Origin of the sequence: Alteromonas sp. MMG017, assembly GCF_018100795.1 — a bacterium.
In the GTDB taxonomy this organism is placed as follows: domain Bacteria; phylum Pseudomonadota; class Gammaproteobacteria; order Enterobacterales; family Alteromonadaceae; genus Alteromonas.
The window spans coordinates 74,390-93,608 of the sequence record NZ_JAGJDY010000003.1 but is presented as its reverse complement, the minus strand read 5'-3'; the positions used below and the strand labels follow the sequence as shown (position 1 = coordinate 93,608).

The window sequence follows — 19,219 nt, the reverse complement described above, 5'->3', positions numbered from 1 at the left end:
CGCTGTTTTGAAAGCCTGAAGGCTCGGTTCAAAACGCTGCAAGAGGAAACACACATGGGACACAAATTATCTAAAATCACATTAGCGATGTTGTCTGCAACATCGTTGAGTTTTGCCACTTCTACCCTTGCTCAAGAAGCTCAACAAGAAGCCGAAAAAGACGTAGAAGTTATTCAGGTTTCTGGTATTCGCGCCTCGTTAGCCAGTGCTCTAAATGAAAAACGTTTTACAAACAATTTAGTAGAAGTCATTGAAGCTGAAGACATTGGTAAATTGCCTGACCAAAACTTAGCGGAAGTGTTAGAAAACATCACGGGTATACAAATTACTCGTGAAGCAGGTGTTGGTACGGGTGTTCAAATCCGTGGTACAGACGCCAACCGTACAGAGATAAACGGCGTTTCAACAGTAGGCTCAGGCGCAGGCCGAAGCGGTATCGATTTTGAAGATGTGTCAGCAGCAATCATCGCTGGCTTAGAAGTTACCAAGTCACCAGATGCGAAAACAATTGAAGGTTCTGTTGGTGGTACCATCAACCTTAAGACAATTCGTCCTCTTCAATTGACTGAACGATTAACGTCGATTCGTGTTCAAGGTGAAAACAGTAGCTTGTCTACAGACAGCGGTTTCCAGCCTCGGCTTTCAGCGACGTATGGTGATAACTGGGAAAACGACCACGGTAAATTTGGTATTGTAGTGAGTGGTAGTTATTCAGAACAAGATGTATCTGCATTTAGACCACGTGCTGACCGAGATAACATAATTGCCTCTGACAGCGGCGTAGCAAGTGCCCAGTCATTCGACTTCCTTCCCATTCAGTTTTTCGTACAAGATTACGACAACTATGAATATGAAACGAAAAACTTCGTAGGTACCTTTGAATGGCAGCCAAACGACAACACTAAGTTTTTCTTCGACGCTATTATTAACGACCAAGAACGTTTGCAAGAAAGCTCACGTGTTCAGGCTTCAGGCGTAAGTGCACTTAACGATATTTCAGTACCTGATGCATTTGAAACGATTAACTTCGGTTCATTAGGTGGTACTGATTTAGGTTCAATGCAGGCTGCGCTTCGCGGTGTTATTCCAGTGAATCTTGATAACGATGACGACGATCCTAACCTTCGTTTGTCGACCGATACAAACTCTCGTATTACAGAAAGCCAAATCTTTAGGTTAGGTGGCGAATGGCAAGGCGAGAAATGGTTTGTAAGTGCTGAAGTTGCATCTTCATCTTCTGATACCACTACACCTAGCTTTAATACTACGCTTAACTTTATCAACCCTAATGCACCATTAGATGCTGGTGGCGGTAACGATAACAGTGTTCCGTTTGAATATGATTTATCTGGCGGCTCATTAGCGTTCGGTATTGCATCTGGGGCAGAATATGCGCCAACAGTAGAACAGCTTTTAGACCCTTCAAACGTTGTTTTACGTGATGTGAATATTGGTAGAGATACCACTGAAAACTCAGAAGATGCGATTCGTTTTGACTTTTCATACTACGTAGATTCGATGATTACGTCAGTTGACTTTGGTTACCGCTACAATAAATCAACCAGTACACGTGACGATGTTAACACCAGTGTTGGCTTAAGAAGTATGGAAGACAGCCCTCGAGGTGATTTATTCTCTGAATTACTGGTAGCCGGTCCGAACAACTTTAACGATGCAGATGGTCGCGAACTTTACGTTCGAGATTTCTTAATCATTAACCCTGAATTAGTGGCTTCAGATCCAGATGGCGTATTAGCTTCATTACAACAAGCCATGGAAGCGCATGGTTCTACAGCCACCCTGAATGCCCCAACATCTAGCTCGTCTGGTTTCTTCGATATTGAAGAAGAAACACATGCTCTTTATGCGCAAGCGAACTTTGAATATGAAATGTTCCGCGGTAATTTCGGCCTACGTTATTTGCAAACAGACGTAACCTCTGTGGGTAACTCAATTACTGTAGACGGTGATGGAAACGAATTGGTATCGCAAGTAACTAATACCGGTGATTACGATTTCATTCTACCTCGCTTAAATATTGTTGCTGATGTGGCTGACGATGTTGTCCTTCGCTTTGGTGCAGGTAAAGATATTCGTCGCCCTAACTTTGACGACTTATCTACGTCAGTAACATTCAGTACCAGCCCTAACCCAAATGTAGCCATTGGTAATCCTGGTTTAGAGCCTGAAGAAGTAACATCTTTTGACTTAGCGGCTGAATGGTATTTTGCTGAAGCAAGTGTGGTGAGTGTTGGTATATTCCACAAAACACGTAAAGCACTGCACGTTGACCAAATTGTGAGCCCATTTGAAGATCCAGTAACTGGCTATCGTGACCTTACTGCGCCTTGTGAAGGTGGCGGTGTGTTTAACCCCATTGCTGATATCAACGTTTTTGGACCTGAACTAGGCACAGGTATTTGTGTAGGCACAGAAACTAAGATTAACGACGCTGGCGAAACCACGCAGAAAGGTATCGAAATTGCGGTTCAATATGACCTTTCAAGCTTTGAGAAAGAGCTAGGTTGGGCTTCAGGTTTCGGTGTACTTGCTAACTACACTATTCAAGAGTTCGATGGTGGTGATTCTGAAAATACAGCAACAAGTCGTGCGGCAAATGTCTTTGCAGCCTCTACAGGTATCGATGATATTGAAGTGTCAGCAGTTCAAGGCCTACTGAACTTATCTGAAAACGCGTACAACTTCACTTTGTACTATGAGAAGTTTGGTTTATCAGCGCGTATGCGTTACACATGGCGTGAAGCGTATCGTTCGGATGACTTCGGTAGCACATCAAGCTTCCCATGGGGCTTCCCAGTGGTTCAAGAAGATCGTGGCCAGCTTAATGCAAGCATCAACTACGACGTGAATGAAGACTTCAATATAGGTATTGAGGCGGTAAACATTACTGAATCAGAAGTTGAACAGTCTTGTATCAATGAAGGTGCGTTGTTGTGCTTCCAAGGTCTTACCGACCGCCGAGTGACTTTAGGTGCTAACTACCGCTTCTAATTAGCGTGTAGCTTCACTAACAACACTAAAATAAAATACCCCAGCATGAGCTGGGGTATTTTTTTGTCTTAAATTAAGTTCGCTAGTCCTTAATCATTGTCATCTTTTTTGAATGGGGTGTTATTAAAAGGATGCTATTGAAAGGGCGCTATTTAAGGAGCGTGAGGAAAGGGCTTCAAACAGACACAAAAAAACTGCGTAAAGGTTACCCAAAATTATGGGTCTTTACGCAGCTTTTAATTAGGTAAGTAACCAGTACGCTTTTATATCAAGTGCACTCTTGTCTCAAGTGCACTGTGAATAGGCTACTGACCTTTAATTTCAGAGCGACCTTTATAAGTTGCCGCATCACCCAAGGCTTCTTCAATGCGAAGAAGTTGGTTGTACTTAGCAACACGGTCAGAACGACAAAGTGAACCAGTTTTGATTTGGCCAGCCGCAGTACCTACTGCTAAATCAGCAATAGTCGCGTCTTCAGTTTCACCAGAACGGTGAGAGATAACCGCTGTGAAGCCTGCATCTTTCGCCATCTTAATTGCGTTCAATGTTTCAGTTAGTGAACCAATTTGGTTGAACTTGATAAGGATTGAATTACCAATACCGTTATCAATACCACGCTTAAGAATCTTAGTGTTAGTTACAAACAAGTCGTCACCAACAAGTTGTACTTTTTCACCAATCTTATTGGTTAAGCTTGCCCAACCGTCCCAATCGCTTTCGTCTAAGCCATCTTCAATAGACACAATAGGGTACTTATCAGAAAGGTCGGCTAAGTAATCACCAAAGGCTTCAGAATCGAAGCTCTTGTCTTCGCCAGACAATACGTATTGACCATCTTTATAGAATTCAGATGCTGCACAATCAAGTGCAAGCGTAATATCTTCATTCATTTTGTAGCCAGCATTTTCTACTGCTTCAACAATAACCGCTAGCGCTTCGGCGTTAGAGCTAAGGTTTGGTGCGAAACCACCTTCGTCGCCAACAGCCGTGTTTAGGCCCTTAGCAGAAAGTACTTTCTTCAATGAATGGAAAATTTCAGCACCCATGCGAAGGGCTTCTTTGAAGCTCTTTGCGCCTACTGGCTGTACCATGAATTCTTGAATATCAACGTTGTTGTCAGCGTGCTCACCACCATTGATGATGTTCATCATAGGTACTGGCATTGAGTATTGACCAGGAGTGCCGTTAAGATCTGCAATGTGCTCGTAAAGGGCAACGCCTTTTTCTAAAGCCGCTGCTTTAGCAACCGCTAGCGATACCGCTAGAATAGCATTTGCACCATGAGTTTCTTTATTTTCTGTGCCGTCTAGGTCAATCATGATAGCGTCGATATCAGCTTGCGCTAGGGCATCTTTACCTAAAAGCGCAGGGGCAATTTCGTCGTTAATTGCAGCAACGGCTTTCATTACGCCTTTACCTAAATAACGAGACTTGTCACCGTCACGAAGTTCTAGTGCTTCGCGGCTACCGGTTGAAGCGCCAGATGGTGCCGCAGCACGACCCATAACGCCTGATTCTAAATACACGTCGGCTTCTACGGTAGGATTACCGCGTGAGTCCAGAATTTCGCGACCAATAATGCGACTAATTTTCGCCATGTTTTTTCCTTAACAATTGTTTGGGAACACAACGGGAGAAAGTGTTCCCTTATTAGAAATTAATGATTCTCTTTTTGATACTGTCCAGCAGCAGCGACAAACCCTTTAAATAATGGGTGTCCATCACGAGGGGTTGACGTAAATTCAGGGTGGAATTGACCCGCAATAAACCAAGGATGGTCAGGTATTTCCACTACTTCCACAAGTCGTTTATCAGTGGACAAACCACTTACCTTCAACCCTGCTGCTTCAATTTGCTCTCGAAGGTTGTTATTTACTTCGTAACGGTGGCGGTGACGTTCGTAAATTTCAGCACTACCATACATTTCATGTACCTTAGTACCTTCAATTAAATGACAAAGCTGACTACCTAAACGCATAGTGCCGCCTAAGTCTGAATTTTCAGTACGCACTTCAGTGGTACCCGCTTCATCAAGCCATTCTGTAATTAAGCCAACGACAGGGTAAGGCGTTTCAGGGTCAAACTCGGAGCTATTAGCATCTTCCATACCCGCTACATTACGGGCGAACTCAATGAGTGCTACTTGCATACCTAAACAAATACCTAAATAAGGCACTTTGTTTTCACGAGCATAACGTGCGGCGGCTATTTTACCTTCGATACCACGCTCACCAAAACCACCAGGCACTAATATAGCATCTAGCTTTTCTAGAATTTGTGGGCCTTTGCTTTCAACATCTTGCGAGTCGATATGGTGAATATTTACGGTTAAGCGGTTCTTCAACCCTGCATGTTTAAGGGCTTCGTTAACTGACTTATAAGCATCCGGTAATTCAACATACTTACCAATCATACCAATGTTAACTTCAGCAGTAGGGTTAGATTCTGCGTAAAGCACTTGTTCCCATTCTGATAGGTCGGCTTCTTTACAGTCTAAACCAAAGCGGTCTACCACAAGCTGATCCATGCCTTGCGCTTTAAGTGCTGCTGGAATGCGGTAGATGCTGTCTACGTCTTTAAGCGAAATAACTGATTTATCGTTTACGTTAGTGAACAACGCAATTTTAGAACGTTCAGTAGATGGCAATGCGCCTACAGAGCGGCACACTAGAATGTCTGGCTGAATACCAATAGAACGAAGCTCTTTCACTGAGTGCTGAGTTGGCTTAGTTTTTACTTCGCCAGAAGCTGGCATGTAAGGTACTAAGGTTAAGTGCATGTACATGGCTTTTTCGCGGCCAAGTTCAGTACCAAGCTGACGAATGGCCTCTAAGAAAGGTTGTGATTCGATATCACCTACCGTTCCACCAATCTCAACAATAGCCACATCGTGACCTTCAGCGCCTTCAACCACACGGCGTTTAATTTCGTTGGTAATGTGTGGGATGACCTGAATAGTGGCGCCTAAATAGTCGCCTCGACGTTCACGTTTTAGTACTTCTTCGTATACCCGTCCGGTAGTGAAGTTGTTACGCTTGGTCATACGGGTACGAATAAAACGCTCGTAGTGACCAAGATCAAGATCGGTTTCTGCGCCATCATCGGTAACAAATACTTCGCCATGTTGAATAGGGCTCATGGTGCCTGGGTCGACATTAATATACGGGTCGAGTTTTAACATGGTGACGGTGAGCCCGCGAGCTTCAAGAATTGCGGCTAACGACGCAGCGGCAATACCTTTACCTAGCGATGAAACTACACCACCGGTGACGAAAATATAATTTGTCATGCGAAACCTAGAACGTTGAGTTGTATTGGGTAAATATGAGTGTAGTTTAGGAACTAAACTACCCATACTTTGGACGGGTTAATAGTATACGCAAGTTAGTGTGAGCAGACAATCTGTTTGCCCACACAATCGCTTCTTTTACCTATTTGAGCACTGCTTTTGACGCAAGCGCTTCTTTTTAGGACTGACTTAAACGCTTTAGCGTGTAAATGAGGTCTAGCGCTTGGCGTGGTGAAAGTTCATCTGGTGATAAATTTTCTAACGCTTCAACAACCGGATGCGGTTTATCTGGGAATAACAACTGAGACTGAGCAGGTGTAGACGCCTTTGAACCTGACTTTTTACTGGTTGCTTTAGTGTGTTGCTTACCAGTTTTGCCCGCAGTGACAGATGATGTATCAGTTGTATTATCAGCACCGGATTCAGTTTCAGAAATAAGATGCGCGTTTTCCAAAATAGCGAGCTTTTGCTGCGCTGCTTTAATGACAGGTTTAGGCACACCCGCAAGCTGGGCAACCTGTAAACCGAAGCTCTTACTGGCCGCGCCATTTTGAACACTATGCATAAACCGGATGGTATCGTCGTGCTCAACTGCATCTAAGTGCACATTAACCACGCTCTTTTCAGTATCAGGTAACTCGGTAAGCTCAAAATAATGGGTTGCAAATAGGGTGTAAGCATTCAGCTTTTGAGCAAGGTAGCTGGCGCACGCCCACGCCAATGACAAACCATCATATGTACTGGTGCCGCGACCAATCTCATCCATTAAGACTAACGAATGTTCGGTGGCGTTGTGCAGAATGTTGGCCGTTTCTGTCATCTCTACCATGAAGGTTGAGCGACCAGAGGCTAAATCGTCAGATGCGCCAATACGAGTAAAGATCCTATCAATTTTACCAATATGTGCGTTTTGTGCAGGTACATAGCTGCCAATATAGGCTAACAGCGCAATCAACGCAGTTTGGCGCATGTATGTTGATTTACCGCCCATGTTAGGGCCAGTAATAATAAGCATGCGCTGGCTATCGTTAAGCGTTAATGGATTGGCAATGAAAGGGTCTTTCATAACCTGTTCCACCACAGGATGGCGGCCTTCTTCGTAGGTCAGCGCACTTTCCATACTTAACGTAGGGCGGTGCCAATCAAGACTTAACGCGCGCTCAGCAAAACAGCATAGTACATCGAGTTTAGCCAGCGCCGCCGCGGTTTCAATTAGCGTATTTAAGCGTGGCGCAACGTCATCAAAAAGTGCTTCATAAAGCTGTTTTTCAAGGGCAAGAGCACGGCCTTGGCTAGTAAGTACTTTATCTTCGTGCTCTTTAAGCTCTGGAGTGATAAAGCGTTCAGTATTCTTAAGGGTTTGCCTGCGAATATATTCGGCGGGTGCTTTGTCGCTATTAGCGCGGCTAATCTCGATAAAGAAACCATGAACTCGGTTGTAGCCTACTTTTAGGGTTGAAATACCCGTACGTTCACGTTCCCGTTGCTCCATGGCGTCAAGGTAATCGGTAGCACCTTGAGACAGTTTTCGAAGTTCATCTAATTCGCTATTAAAGCCTTCAGCAATAACACCGCCATCGCGAATAACCACAGGCGGGTTGTCGATAATTGCATTATTTAATAAGGTTTGTAGCTCTGGGTAGGTACTGATGGCCAGCTTTAATTCATTAAGCTGTGCAATGTTATACACCCCAAGCGCTTCTTGAAGGTCGGGCAGGGTATTTAACGCGTTTTTGAGCCTAGCGAAATCCCTAGGTCTTGCTGAACGTAATGCCAACCGTGCCATTATGCGTTCAATATCACCAATGGTTTTTAAATGGCAGCGAATAGCATCTGGCTCATTGTCGATTAGTGCTTCTATAGCATCTTGTCGGTTATGTAATTCGTGCTGGTCGGTGATAGGCGAATGAATATAGCGCTGAAGCAACCGGCTACCCATAGCGGTAGTGGTAGTATCCATTACGCTAAATAGAGTGTTTTCAATACCGCCGGCTAAATTGTGGGTAAGTTCTAAGTTTCTGCGGGTTGCAGCATCTAGCTGTACACGGCTGTCTTGTTGTTCTTTTTGAATACGGCGAATATGAGGCAGCGCGGTACGCTGGGTATCTTTCACATATTGAAGTACACAACCCGCGGCGCCAATGCCTTTGGTTAAATCTGATACTCCAAACCCTGCCAGCTCTTTCGTTTGAAACTGAGCGGTTAATTGTTCGGTGGCGGTATCGATATCGAATTCCCACTCGGGACGACGGCGCAAGCCTTTGCGCTGTTCTATCAGCGGTAAGCTTTCAAACCCTTCAGGATAAAGCAGTTCAGCAGGGTTAATTCGTTGAAGTTCACCTAGTAAAGCATCGTCGGTGTCGCACTCAACCACTACAAAACGGCCACTGGTCACATCTAATGTAGCCACGCCATAATGCATACTGTGGCCGCATACTGCGGCTAGTACATTATCGCGGCGTTCCTCTAATAAGGCTTCATCGGTAACCGTACCTGGGGTAACGATGCGCTGAACCTGACGTTCAACTGGGCCTTTACTGGTAGCAGGGTCGCCTACTTGTTCGCAAATGGCTACTGATTCGCCCATTTTTACCAAGCGTGCTAAATAGCTCTCGACGGCGTGGTAAGGGACGCCAGCCATGGGGATAGGATCGCCACCGGATTTACCCCGTGCGGTTAACGATATATCAAGCAGTTCTGCGGCTTTCTTGGCATCATCGAAAAACAACTCGTAAAAGTCGCCCATACGGTAAAACATAAGAATGTTAGGGTGCTGCGCCTTTATCGTTAAATACTGGCGCATCATAGGAGTGTGTGATTCCAAAAAATGCCTCGTGCTTTTTTATTGCTGATACTTGCGATAACTCAATTTGTTATATTAACAGAAGAATTATTAACAGAAGAGTGATTAAAAGAGCAGGGATGCTAAAATAATCGCTTTTCACGTTTGCTGTGTATTATTGATATGAGTACGGAATTTTCAACCATTTCCTAATTTCATTAATAGATTGATAGCTCACACCTGTAAGCACATCAGCACAGTTTAACGCCTTTCGGCCAAAGCTGATAACAGCGCCCATAGCGATAAAAGGACATTCATGGTATCTGACAATACAACAGAGATGGTGACTGCGTTAGGTAATGCCCTTCGCCGTAAAGGCTGGACGGTTTCAAGCGCAGAATCTTGCACAGGGGGAGGAATTGCGTTCGCGTTTACCAGTATTGCTGGCAGTTCGGACTGGTTCAATCAAAGTTGGGTGACGTATTCAAACGACGCTAAAATGCGTGAATTAGCCGTAAAGCCTGAAACCTTAAATGCGCATGGTGCGGTGTCGATGCAGACCGTAGAAGCGATGGCGGCGGGTGTTAAGCACAAAAGCGGAGCGAATGTCGTGGTAACCGTAAGCGGTATTGCAGGCCCAGGTGGTGGCAGCGAAGAAAAACCGGTGGGTACGGTTTGGTTTGGGTTTATCTGCGGCGAAAAGACTGAAGCCATTAAGCAGGTTTTTGCTGGAGACCGAGAGACTGTTCGCCTGCTTGCAATAGAATTTGCAATTACTCACCTACTGGCAATGTTAGCTGATTGATTAGATGATTATTCAAGAAGCAGCGAATAAGAACCTAATAAGCAAAATAAAATGAAAACTCCGGTTGAAACTGTATGCTTGTACAGTATAGAATGCATGCAACACTTGGTAAGGTGTCGTTAAGCAAATGTTGATGCAATAAATGCTAGCTGTATTGATGAATGATGCTGTTAGTAAAGGTAGCAAAGGCCGCTTCAACAAAGACATCACCAACTAAAGAATTTAACCGCTAATCCTAGAGGATATTGATGTGGACAGTAATAGATCTAAAGCTTTAAGTGCCGCACTTGGGCAAATTGAAAAGCAGTTCGGTAAAGGCGCTATTATGCGTTTAGGCGACAACCAAGCGATGGACATTGAGGCTATCTCTACAGGTTCACTCACCATTGATATCGCTTTAGGCATAGGTGGCTTGCCATGCGGTCGTGTGGTAGAAATTTACGGGCCTGAAGCATCGGGTAAAACGACACTTACCTTGCAGGTAATTGCAGAAGCTCAGAAGAAAGGTAAAACTTGTGCCTTCGTAGATGCTGAGCACGCGTTAGATCCAATTTATGCATCGAAACTTGGTGTAAACATCGATGAGCTTTTGGTTTCTCAGCCTGATACGGGTGAACAAGCGCTTGAAATTTGTGACATGCTGGTTCGTTCTGGCGGTGTAGATGTAGTTATTGTTGATTCGGTTGCAGCCCTTACACCAAAAGCGGAAATTGAAGGCGACATGGGTGACTCACACGTTGGTTTACAAGCGCGATTAATGTCGCAAGCATTGCGTAAACTTACTGGTAACATCAAGCGTTCAAATACTTTGTGTATCTTCATTAACCAAATTCGTATGAAAATTGGTGTGATGTTCGGTAGCCCAGAAACAACAACGGGTGGTAACGCACTTAAGTTCTACTCTTCTGTTCGTTTAGATATCCGTCGTATTGGCGCAGTTAAAGAAGGCGACGAGGTAGTAGGTAACGAAACTCGCGTTAAAGTTGTGAAAAACAAAGTGGCACCACCGTTTAAGCAAGCTGAATTCATGATTCGCTATGGCGAAGGCATCAGTAAAGAAGCTGAACTTATCGACTTAGGTGTTAAGCAGAAGTTGGTTGATAAAGCCGGTGCTTGGTACAGCTATAAAGGCGACCGTATTGGTCAGGGTAAAGCGAACGTAATGAAGTTCTTGAAAGAAAACCCAGCTATTGCCGATGAGATTGAAAAACAAATTCGCGCTGAGCTACTTTTACCTAAAACAGTGAAAGTAGAAGAAGTACCTGCTGCAGAAGATGATGCTCAGCAGTAACTCACAACGTACTATCTGTAATAGATAGTCGCGAATCGTGTTATTTAAAAGCCCACCAAATGGTGGGTTTTTTTGTGCTCGAAAAACATACTTCTTAACATTTTAACTCCATACTCTGCATTGAATTAAAATAAAAAAACAGTAAAGCTGTAATAAAAATAGAAAGGCAAAGACTAGTACGGTAAGCATTCGTTTATAAATAATAAAAAAAGGGAAGAGATAATGATTGAAATATCTAACCTTGCAAAACGCTTTGAGGTGGAAAACCCTAAAAAGCTAAGTGAGCAAGAAAAAAAGGATCCACGGTTAAAAGGACGCTACTTTCAATCAGTGAAGGATGTATCGTTTTCATGCGGTCAAGGAGAAGTGCTCGGTCTGCTAGGGCCTAACGGAGCAGGGAAAACTACCACGTTACGCATGCTTTCAACGGCACTAAAACCAGATGGCGGTACTGTAGTAATTGATGGTGAAGATGTACTTGCCAACCCAATTATTGCACGTAAGAAAATAGGCTTTCTGTCTAGTTCAACCGGCTTGTATGGAAGGCTGACGGGGCGAGAAAATATTGCTTATTTTGGCGAATTGCACGGGCTAGGTAAATCAACCATTTCTGCACGTATTGAAGAAATGGCTGATTTACTCGATATGCAAAGCTTTTTAGATAGACGTGCAGAAAATTTCTCCTCGGGTATGAAACAAAAAACAGCTATCGCCCGTGCTGTCATTCATGAACCTTCCCTAGTAGTGCTTGATGAACCCACCACTGGTTTAGATATTATGGCTACATCTACAGTCATGGACTTTATACAACGACTTAAAGACAAAGGAACGCCGGTTATTTTTTCGACCCATCATTTAGATGAAGTTCAAATGCTTTGCGACCGCGTAACGGTGATTAATCAAGGTGAGACTGTATTTAACGATTCCCTTGCCGCTTTCAGTGCGCTATCGGGCGGACAAATGCATAAAAGTTTCTTACAAACATTAAAAATGGATACTGGGGAGGTGGGCAATGTGGTTAATCTTTAAAAAGGAATTCAAAGAGTTATTGCGCGACCGCAAAACCATTATCTTTATGATTGTATTGCCCTTGCTGCTTTTCCCATTAATTTTTGGTGTAGCCATGTTTTTCATGAATTCCGCCACTGAAAAAGCTGAAAACGTAGTATTGAAATATGCCATTGTGGGCGAGCAATATGCACCAGAGATGTCGAGGCAGTTTGCTAGCGCAAGTGACAAATTTACGGTGGTGGATATTCAAGATGAAGCCGACTACGCCAAGCTCATTAAAAATGAAACGGTAGATTTTGTTTTAGTCATCCCTGAAAGCTTCAACAGTGATGTGCTTGCTTCTGGACAGCATAAGCTGCAATTGTATTTAAATGATGCTGGTTTAAATAAAGTAATGGGGCGAGTCTCTGAAATTGTTGATATTCACACCGATGAATTTCAAAAGTCAGCCTTTGCCAAACTGGGTTTAGACGAGAATCAGCAAAAGGCATTATTGGCGCCAATTGTCATTGAAAAAGAAAACATAGCGGATGATCGTGAAGTTTGGGGTGAGCGCCTGGGTGGGTTATTACCTTATTTCATTTTCATTCTATGCCTGCAAGGGGCTATGGCACCAGCATCTGACTTAGGCGCTGGTGAAAAGGAGCGTGGTACATTAGAGACATTGTTAATATCACCAATGGATCGCTACAAACTTGTGCTGGGTAAATTCTTAACCATCGGTTTAGCGGGGCTAATTACTGCCCTTATCACCGTTTCCTCCATGGCCATATGGGGCATTGTCTTATCGCAAGGAATGGCCATTGAGTTTGTGGCTGAAGTAATGGCAATGATAGGTATGATTGATTTTGTACTAATCTTCCTAATGCTAATACCGGTAGTCGCCATATTTGCCGCAGTATTATTATCAGTGTCTATTTATGCACGATCGTTCAAGGAAGCTCAAAGTTACATGGGCGCCTTGGTGATGGTAGTGGTTTTTCCTGTGCTAATTGCCATGATGCCAGGTGTTAAATTAGAAGGTGGTTGGATTTGGGTGCCACTTACCAATGTTGCATTAGCGATGAAGGAGTTATTTAAAGGCACTATGGATTACTTTGCCTTGTTCGGTATATTCACGTCTACAGTAGCAATCGCTGCAGCACTAATCGCGTTTTGTGTGTACTGGTTTAACAAAGAGAAAGTACTATTTAGATAAACCATAAGTAAAGTCGTGAAACTAAAAAAGCAGTGATGTGAGTCACTGCTTTTTTATACTTCATAATTTATATGCTTAACCACACCTTCCCACCCTGGCGGTATTTTTCCTTGCAGAACATAGGAGTATGCTAGTAGCTCTGCAATAACAAAATATAACGATTCAGGTATATCTTGCCCCAAATCTAAAGTACTAAGTACTTCGCTAAGATAGGGGTCTTCATGGATAAGAATACCTGACTCTTCAGCCATGGCGATAATCGCTTCTGCAAGGTCGCCGTAGCCTTTTGCGACAACTTTTGGAGCTGTTTTTTTATCCCCACCATCATATTTGAGCCCAATGGCACGCTTCGCTTTCTCACTCATACTCTGGTCTCAAAAATTTGATGTGGACGCTTATTTAGTGTTTCAGGTATATGTCCCCGCTGAAAACTCATTTTCTCAACATTCAGCCCTAAATCAGCTAATCGTCGTTCTAGAAAAGGCAAGGTATCAGCAACCCGAGTGAGTACGGTTTCGTTAGAAGTATAAAGGTCAATAGTGATGGTATCGGTGTCTATCTTAGATTTTGCGAGTAGTTGGCCCGCATCACCAATATCTAGCTTCATGGTGACATTCCATAAACGCCGATCTCCGTCTTTACCCTCTTTTTCGTGTTGTCGGTCAGGCTCTCTTTGCACTAAAAGTTCAGCCGGTGCGTAATGTTGAGACACAGAAGGTATTGCATAGAAAAAACTATCTTGCCCTTGAACCCGAGTTTCGGCTTGAGCGACTTTACTGTGTTGATGGTTTGCCAATAAAGTTTTTAAATTAGCCAGTAAATTTGTGCGACTATCAAGGTTGGCAACATCTTGCGCAACACGGCTAGAAGGGGCAGTTGCAGACGTATTGGTTATCGTTTTACTAATAATGCTATCCGGTGAATCAATTTGTGCTTTAAGAGATGGTTGTCTTGATAGTGCTCTACCCGCTAATGATAGCTGTAATAATGCCACTAAACCTTGCACAAAATTAGACGCCGCAATTGGAGACGTTAAGGTTAGCGGCGTTACCGCGATAGCGGGGGAGTTAACCAAAGCATGAATGCGCGAAGCCAATGATGCATCGGTGTTATTTTGAGTCGCTTGGGTGTTTGGTTGGGTATTTGGCGTCGAGGATTTTGCCTCTAAACCACTTTTTTCTACATCCTGTAAACTAGTTGCTTGAGTTGCTGCTTTATCACTCGAAGGGGCTGTATTTGGAGGGGGGGCTATGCCCTGTGTTGCATTTCCGCGAATGCCATTTCCCGACCCACCGAGCAAAGCGATTAGCTGAGAAATGCCTTTTCGCAAATTGGTATCAGTGCTACCTGTATTTATATCTCCGGCGGCCGTTTTCAAGCTAGCAGTATTGTCATTTGTGGAAGCGTTACTCTCTTGGCTCGAATTAGATGAGGCAGGTGTGGTAGTTGCATTAAATGGTTGGGATGTTAATAGTGGTCTAGCACTGGGTAATGCGTTGCGATTTATTCCCGTAATTTGCTTAGCTATTTGACTTAATACGGCAGTGGTTTTATCGCTGCCTTCGACGGTCCCGTTAAGTATTGCCGTTAACTGTGTAAGCGCTTGTTGGGTAGAGCCTGTCTGGCTAAGTAATGCGCGAGACAATGTAATAATAGCTTTGTGAACATCAGTCCCTTGTATCGAAGCACCTTTGCTACCTAACGCGGTGGTTAAATCCGGCGATGACTTAATTGATGGAGAACTCGACGCTTGATTAGCATTATCTGCTTTTGCTCGTTGAACTAAATTGTCATTACCATTTGCAGAAGTTTTCGCTGAGGCATCCGTCACAGTGGAATTATTGCCAGCCGTTTTTTCAACCCCTTTTCCAACCCCTCTTTCAACTATGGCTCCCACAGGAATAGCTGAAGCACTAAGTTTAGCGGCAAGTTGCTCTGAAGCCCTTGGAATGACAGTACCACCTTCAGGTGAAGGGTACTTCAATACTGCCTGACTTACAGCGGAATACGATGTTAGTGTATTGCCCTTAAGGCTGAGCATAGATACTTGCTGCAAAGTATTTGGTGTTTGAATGTTCGGAAGTTGCTTAGCAATTGTATCTGGCACATTAGCGTTGCCTATGTTGCCATGTCCGAAAGCGATACCTTGGGCGCGCAATGTATTGGTGATGACAGCCGAAACTTTGCTATCTGTTATCGATAAGGGGGCGGCTTGTAAAGTGGAAGCTGCTGATTGAGCACCCTGTGTGGCCAAGTTTGTATGTTTCGTTGACGTTATTGCAACTGCCAATTTACCCGTATCACCAGGCACTTGATTAAGTGACAGTGAAACCAGCTTGCCATTGTTTTTGATATCGCTACTTAATTGCGCTGCGGCGTTAGGCTTTAGTGCTACATTTAACTGCTGACCATCTGCTAGTGATAGACTCAGTTGATTATTCGTTAATTGCGTAACCGTTGCCTGCACATTAATGCGCATGCTTTGTTGTGGTGTCGGCATAGATGCCAGCATTGTCGCTAACGAAAGTGAAAGGGTTTTAAGCTGCATCGCGGTAACTTGACTGGTACTCATGCCTGTTTCAGTGCTAATAAGGACAGCTTGAGTTACTCCACCTTGACTGAAAGAGGTTAATTGAGGGCGCTGTGGCGGCAATAAATCTGCGCTTTTCAACAATGAAACCTGTGTTGCTGGTTGCCCTTGCGTTTGAATAGCAAGTATCTGTTCAGGCAATCGCGCCACGGTTACCTTCGCGGCGGTATCAAGCGCTGCAGCTTGGGATAAATTATTCATCACAGATGCTGCCGACGATTTCGACCCTGAAGTATTCTGAGTAATATTTGAAAGCAGTGCGCTTAACTGTGATGTCATAACGAGCTTATCGGCAAGATGAACGACGAGTTTAATCGGTTATATGAAGTATAGGTAATAAGTGAGGCATATCACCGCGTTTGTGATTGAAGTAAATCATATTTAATCATAATTCGCGACTGCGAAAGAATCTTACTGTGATAAACTACGCCGGTTTTGAATAGTCAATAGTAAAGGAGCTTGCGTGTCCGGTTTATGTGCATCTGGACTAACTTGCATAAAACGCGATCGTGTTTTGTTTGACGATTTTTCGTTAAATCTTAATGCAGGGGAATTAGTATATTTGCGTGGGCCTAACGGTGCAGGCAAAACCAGCCTTTTGCGTATCCTTACTGGCTTGAGTTCGCCCGAACACGGTGACGTGACTTTCGACGGCGTGAATATCAGTAGCAACCCTTCATTGTATTATCAAAACCTAATTTATTTAGGCCACAAAAGCGCATTAAATGGTGCTTTGTCTGCCATTGATAACTTACGCTTTTGGCTAGCGCAACATGGTATTCAAAATAGAGATCTTACCCAAGCATCTGATATCGATAGCACTATTTATCAAGTGCTTGAACGCTTAGGTTTAGTTGGCCTTGAAGATGTGCCCGTCAGGTTTTTATCTGCGGGACAACAACGCCGCGTTGCACTGAGTCGGCTTTGGCTTAAGCCGGCAGCGGTGTGGATATTAGATGAACCATTCACAGCCCTTGATACCGCTGGCGTAATATTACTTGAGCGCAAAATGAAACAACATGTGGCTGAAGGGGGCATGATTATTACCACTTCCCACCAAGCACTATCTGCTGAAGCGGGCACGCACCGTTGTGTTGATTTGGAGTACCGGTTTTGAAGTCTTTGCTGCTAGGTATATTCAAACGTGACATGCAGATTGCGTTTCAGCAAAAAGCTGAACTGGTTCAACCCCTCATGTTTTTATTGATGGTGGTGACCCTATTTCCCCTAGGCGTAAGCCCTTCTCCTGAAACACTGCAACGTATTGGCCCAGGCGTTATCTGGATAGCGGCTATTTTGTCATCCTTGTTAGGGATGGAACGCCTCTTTCGTGATGATTTTATTGATGGTTCATTAGAGCAATACACGTTAAGTGGTATGTCATTGCCAGCCGTTGCTACGGTAAAAGTACTGGCACATTGGTTGGTGAGTTTCGTGCCCTTGCTAATATTGTCACCGTTGCTCGCGATGTTTTTAAACCTAAGCATGGATATGTTTATAGCATTAATGCTTACTTTGTTAATTGGCACACCTTTGCTGTCGCTAATTGGTGCTATTGCAGTGGGATTAACAGTAGGGTTAGCACGGGGCGGACTGCTTTTAGCATTGCTTTTAATCCCTGTATTTATTCCGTTATTGATTTTTGCCACATCTGCTGTAGATTCTGCCGCACTGCAATTACCTTATCATCCTCAACTTGCTATTATTGGCGCCATGCTGTTATTGGCTGCTGCCGCTGCGCCGTTTGCCATAGCTTATTCTTTGAAAGTGAGTCAAAACTGATGTGGAAGTGGTTACATCCTTACGCTAAAACAGAAAATGCTTACCAATTGTGCGTCACCTTGCAGCCTTGGTTGTGGGTTAGTGCGTTGTTATGCCTGGCCGTTGGTACGGTGTGGGGGCTAGCATTTGCACCACAAGATTATCAACAAGGTGATTCGTTTCGCATTATCTACATTCATGTGCCAAGCGCCATGTTGTCTATGGGCACTTACGTGGCGATGGCGATTGCAGCATTGGTGGGAATGGTGTGGCAGTGGCGAACGGCCTACATGAGCATGATAGCCATGGCACCAGTGGGTGCAGTCATGACCTTCATTGCGTTATTTACCGGTGCAGCGTGGGGGAAACCTATGTGGGGTGCTTGGTGGGTGTGGGATGCACGCCTTACTTCAGAACTTATTTTGTTATTTTTGTATATCGGCGTTATTGCGCTATACGGCGCCTTTGAAGATAAACAACAAGCGGGTAAAGCCGCAGGCGTGATGGCGTTAGTCGGTGTGGTGAATATTCCTATCATTCATTATTCCGTAGAGTGGTGGAATACCTTGCATCAAGGGGCCACCATCAGCAAATTTGATCAGCCTTCTATTGCCCCTGAAATGTTGTGGCCATTATTAATTAGCTTGTTAGGTTTTGCCTTTTTTATTGGGGCAGTCACTACCATAAGGCTACGCAGCGAAATTGTGCGCCGTGAAATGCATCGTCCTTGGGTGCAAAAGTTAGCGCAAGCAACAAGTGAGAATAGCTAATGCAGTTTGATTCTTTCTCAGCATTTTTAGACATGGGAGGCTATGCCTTCTATGTATGGTTATCTTTTGGTGTAACCTTTGGCGTAATGATACTGCTAGTGGTATTCAGTTTTCGCCAACATAAAGGGTTACTGAAATCGGTTTTAAAAGAACAACAGCGTCAGGTGCGAATTAAAGAAGCGAGAGAAAAATCACACGCTTCATCAGCACGTTAAGTTGTAGTCAGTAGTTTTTAAAGTGAGATAGTTGCATGAACCCTAGAAGAAAGCAGCGTTTGGCGGTAGTGGGTATTGTTGGGCTGTTAATTGCCAGCGCTATTGGCTTAATGCTTTATGCATTGAACGACAGTATCGATTTATTTTATACGCCAAGTGAAATTATTGAAGGTAAGCAAGGGCAAATGCCTCATGTAGGTCAACGTCTTCGTATTGGCGGCATGGTTGTGCCCGGCAGTGTGAGCCGCGACAGCAAAAGTCTAGCGGTTTCCTTTGATTTGATAGATACGGGGCCCATCGTCACGGTGACCTACACTGGCATACTGCCTGACTTGTTTCGTGAAGGCCAAGGGATTGTGGCTACCGGTGTGCTTACTTCGGCAACAGAAATTACCGCGCAAGAAGTGCTGGCTAAGCATGATGAAGAATACATGCCACCTGAGTTGGCAGAAAAAATGAAAGGTATTAAGCATGAAAAGCCTGCTAATATGCCTG

14 protein-coding genes and 1 pseudogene are annotated in these 19,219 nt (G+C 44.0%); 10 read left to right on the top strand and 5 right to left on the bottom strand.

Annotated features, from left to right (window positions below):
* The first annotated feature begins 54 nt into the window (after window positions 1-54).
* Window positions 55-3,012: a TonB-dependent receptor gene (locus tag J8L84_RS05175; RefSeq protein ID WP_211069760.1), complete on the top strand. Its 2,958-nt coding sequence runs from the start codon at window positions 55-57 to the stop codon at window positions 3,010-3,012.
* Window positions 3,013-3,317: 305 nt separating this feature from the next.
* Here the strand turns inward: J8L84_RS05175 and eno are convergent, their stop codons facing one another.
* From eno to mutS, 3 genes are all read right to left on the bottom strand, one after another.
* Window positions 3,318-4,610 (bottom strand): phosphopyruvate hydratase, encoded by a 1,293-nt coding sequence (gene eno / locus J8L84_RS05170; protein ID WP_013785244.1) that lies wholly within the window; start codon window positions 4,608-4,610, stop codon window positions 3,318-3,320.
* A 59-nt stretch (window positions 4,611-4,669) separates the two neighbouring features.
* Window positions 4,670-6,301 carry a CTP synthase gene (locus tag J8L84_RS05165; RefSeq protein ID WP_211069759.1) on the bottom strand — a complete coding sequence of 544 codons (1,632 nt, stop codon included), beginning with the start codon at window positions 6,299-6,301 and terminating at the stop codon, window positions 4,670-4,672.
* 178 nt (window positions 6,302-6,479) lie between these two features.
* Complete coding sequence (mutS, locus tag J8L84_RS05160) at window positions 6,480-9,107, bottom strand: DNA mismatch repair protein MutS (RefSeq protein ID WP_211070028.1); 2,628 nt, start codon at window positions 9,105-9,107, stop codon at window positions 6,480-6,482.
* Between the two features lie 292 nt (window positions 9,108-9,399).
* On the opposite strand from mutS, the gene J8L84_RS05155 reads away from it, so the two are divergent.
* The 4 genes from J8L84_RS05155 to J8L84_RS05140 all read left to right on the top strand — a co-directional run bounded on the left by J8L84_RS05155 (window position 9,400) and on the right by J8L84_RS05140 (window position 13,388).
* Entirely contained in the window at window positions 9,400-9,888 is a 489-nt protein-coding gene (locus J8L84_RS05155; RefSeq protein ID WP_211069758.1) for a CinA family protein, read from the top strand.
* A 250-nt stretch (window positions 9,889-10,138) separates the two neighbouring features.
* Window positions 10,139-11,179: a recombinase RecA gene (gene recA / locus J8L84_RS05150; protein WP_211069757.1), complete on the top strand. Its 1,041-nt coding sequence runs from the start codon at window positions 10,139-10,141 to the stop codon at window positions 11,177-11,179.
* A gap of 222 nt (window positions 11,180-11,401) precedes the next feature.
* A complete protein-coding gene (locus J8L84_RS05145) occupies window positions 11,402-12,208 on the top strand; it encodes an ATP-binding cassette domain-containing protein (RefSeq protein WP_211069756.1) in 807 nt (268 codons plus the stop codon).
* Window positions 12,192-13,388: an ABC transporter permease gene (locus J8L84_RS05140; RefSeq protein WP_211069755.1), complete on the top strand. Its 1,197-nt coding sequence runs from the start codon at window positions 12,192-12,194 to the stop codon at window positions 13,386-13,388. Before J8L84_RS05145 ends, J8L84_RS05140 begins: the two co-directional genes overlap by 17 nt.
* Before the next feature lie 53 nt (window positions 13,389-13,441).
* Here J8L84_RS05140 and J8L84_RS05135 read toward each other — a convergent pair whose 3' ends face one another.
* Entirely contained in the window at window positions 13,442-13,753 is a 312-nt protein-coding gene (locus tag J8L84_RS05135; protein ID WP_013785237.1) for an EscU/YscU/HrcU family type III secretion system export apparatus switch protein, read from the bottom strand.
* Window positions 13,750-16,257 (bottom strand): flagellar hook-length control protein FliK, encoded by a 2,508-nt coding sequence (locus tag J8L84_RS05130; protein ID WP_211069754.1) that lies wholly within the window; start codon window positions 16,255-16,257, stop codon window positions 13,750-13,752. Before J8L84_RS05130 ends, J8L84_RS05135 begins: the two co-directional genes overlap by 4 nt.
* A 184-nt stretch (window positions 16,258-16,441) precedes the next feature.
* On the opposite strand from J8L84_RS05130, the gene ccmA reads away from it, so the two are divergent.
* The 5 genes and pseudogenes from ccmA to ccmE form a co-directional block, all read left to right on the top strand.
* A complete protein-coding gene (ccmA, locus tag J8L84_RS05125; RefSeq protein WP_211069753.1) occupies window positions 16,442-17,095 on the top strand; it encodes a cytochrome c biogenesis heme-transporting ATPase CcmA in 654 nt (217 codons plus the stop codon).
* On the top strand, window positions 17,092-17,760 hold the full coding sequence (gene ccmB, locus J8L84_RS05120; protein WP_211069752.1) for a heme exporter protein CcmB: 669 nt from the start codon (window positions 17,092-17,094) through the stop codon (window positions 17,758-17,760). Before ccmA ends, ccmB begins: the two co-directional genes overlap by 4 nt.
* Window positions 17,760-18,509: a heme ABC transporter permease gene (locus J8L84_RS05115; protein ID WP_211069751.1), complete on the top strand. Its 750-nt coding sequence runs from the start codon at window positions 17,760-17,762 to the stop codon at window positions 18,507-18,509. Before ccmB ends, J8L84_RS05115 begins: the two co-directional genes overlap by 1 nt.
* A complete protein-coding gene (ccmD, locus tag J8L84_RS05110) occupies window positions 18,509-18,724 on the top strand; it encodes a heme exporter protein CcmD (RefSeq protein ID WP_211069750.1) in 216 nt (71 codons plus the stop codon). The genes J8L84_RS05115 and ccmD overlap by 1 nt, the downstream gene beginning before the upstream one ends.
* Before the next feature lie 35 nt (window positions 18,725-18,759).
* Window positions 18,760-19,206, top strand: a pseudogene (gene ccmE / locus J8L84_RS05105) (cytochrome c maturation protein CcmE); the annotation flags it as partial.
* Window positions 19,207-19,219: the final 13 nt, after the last annotated feature.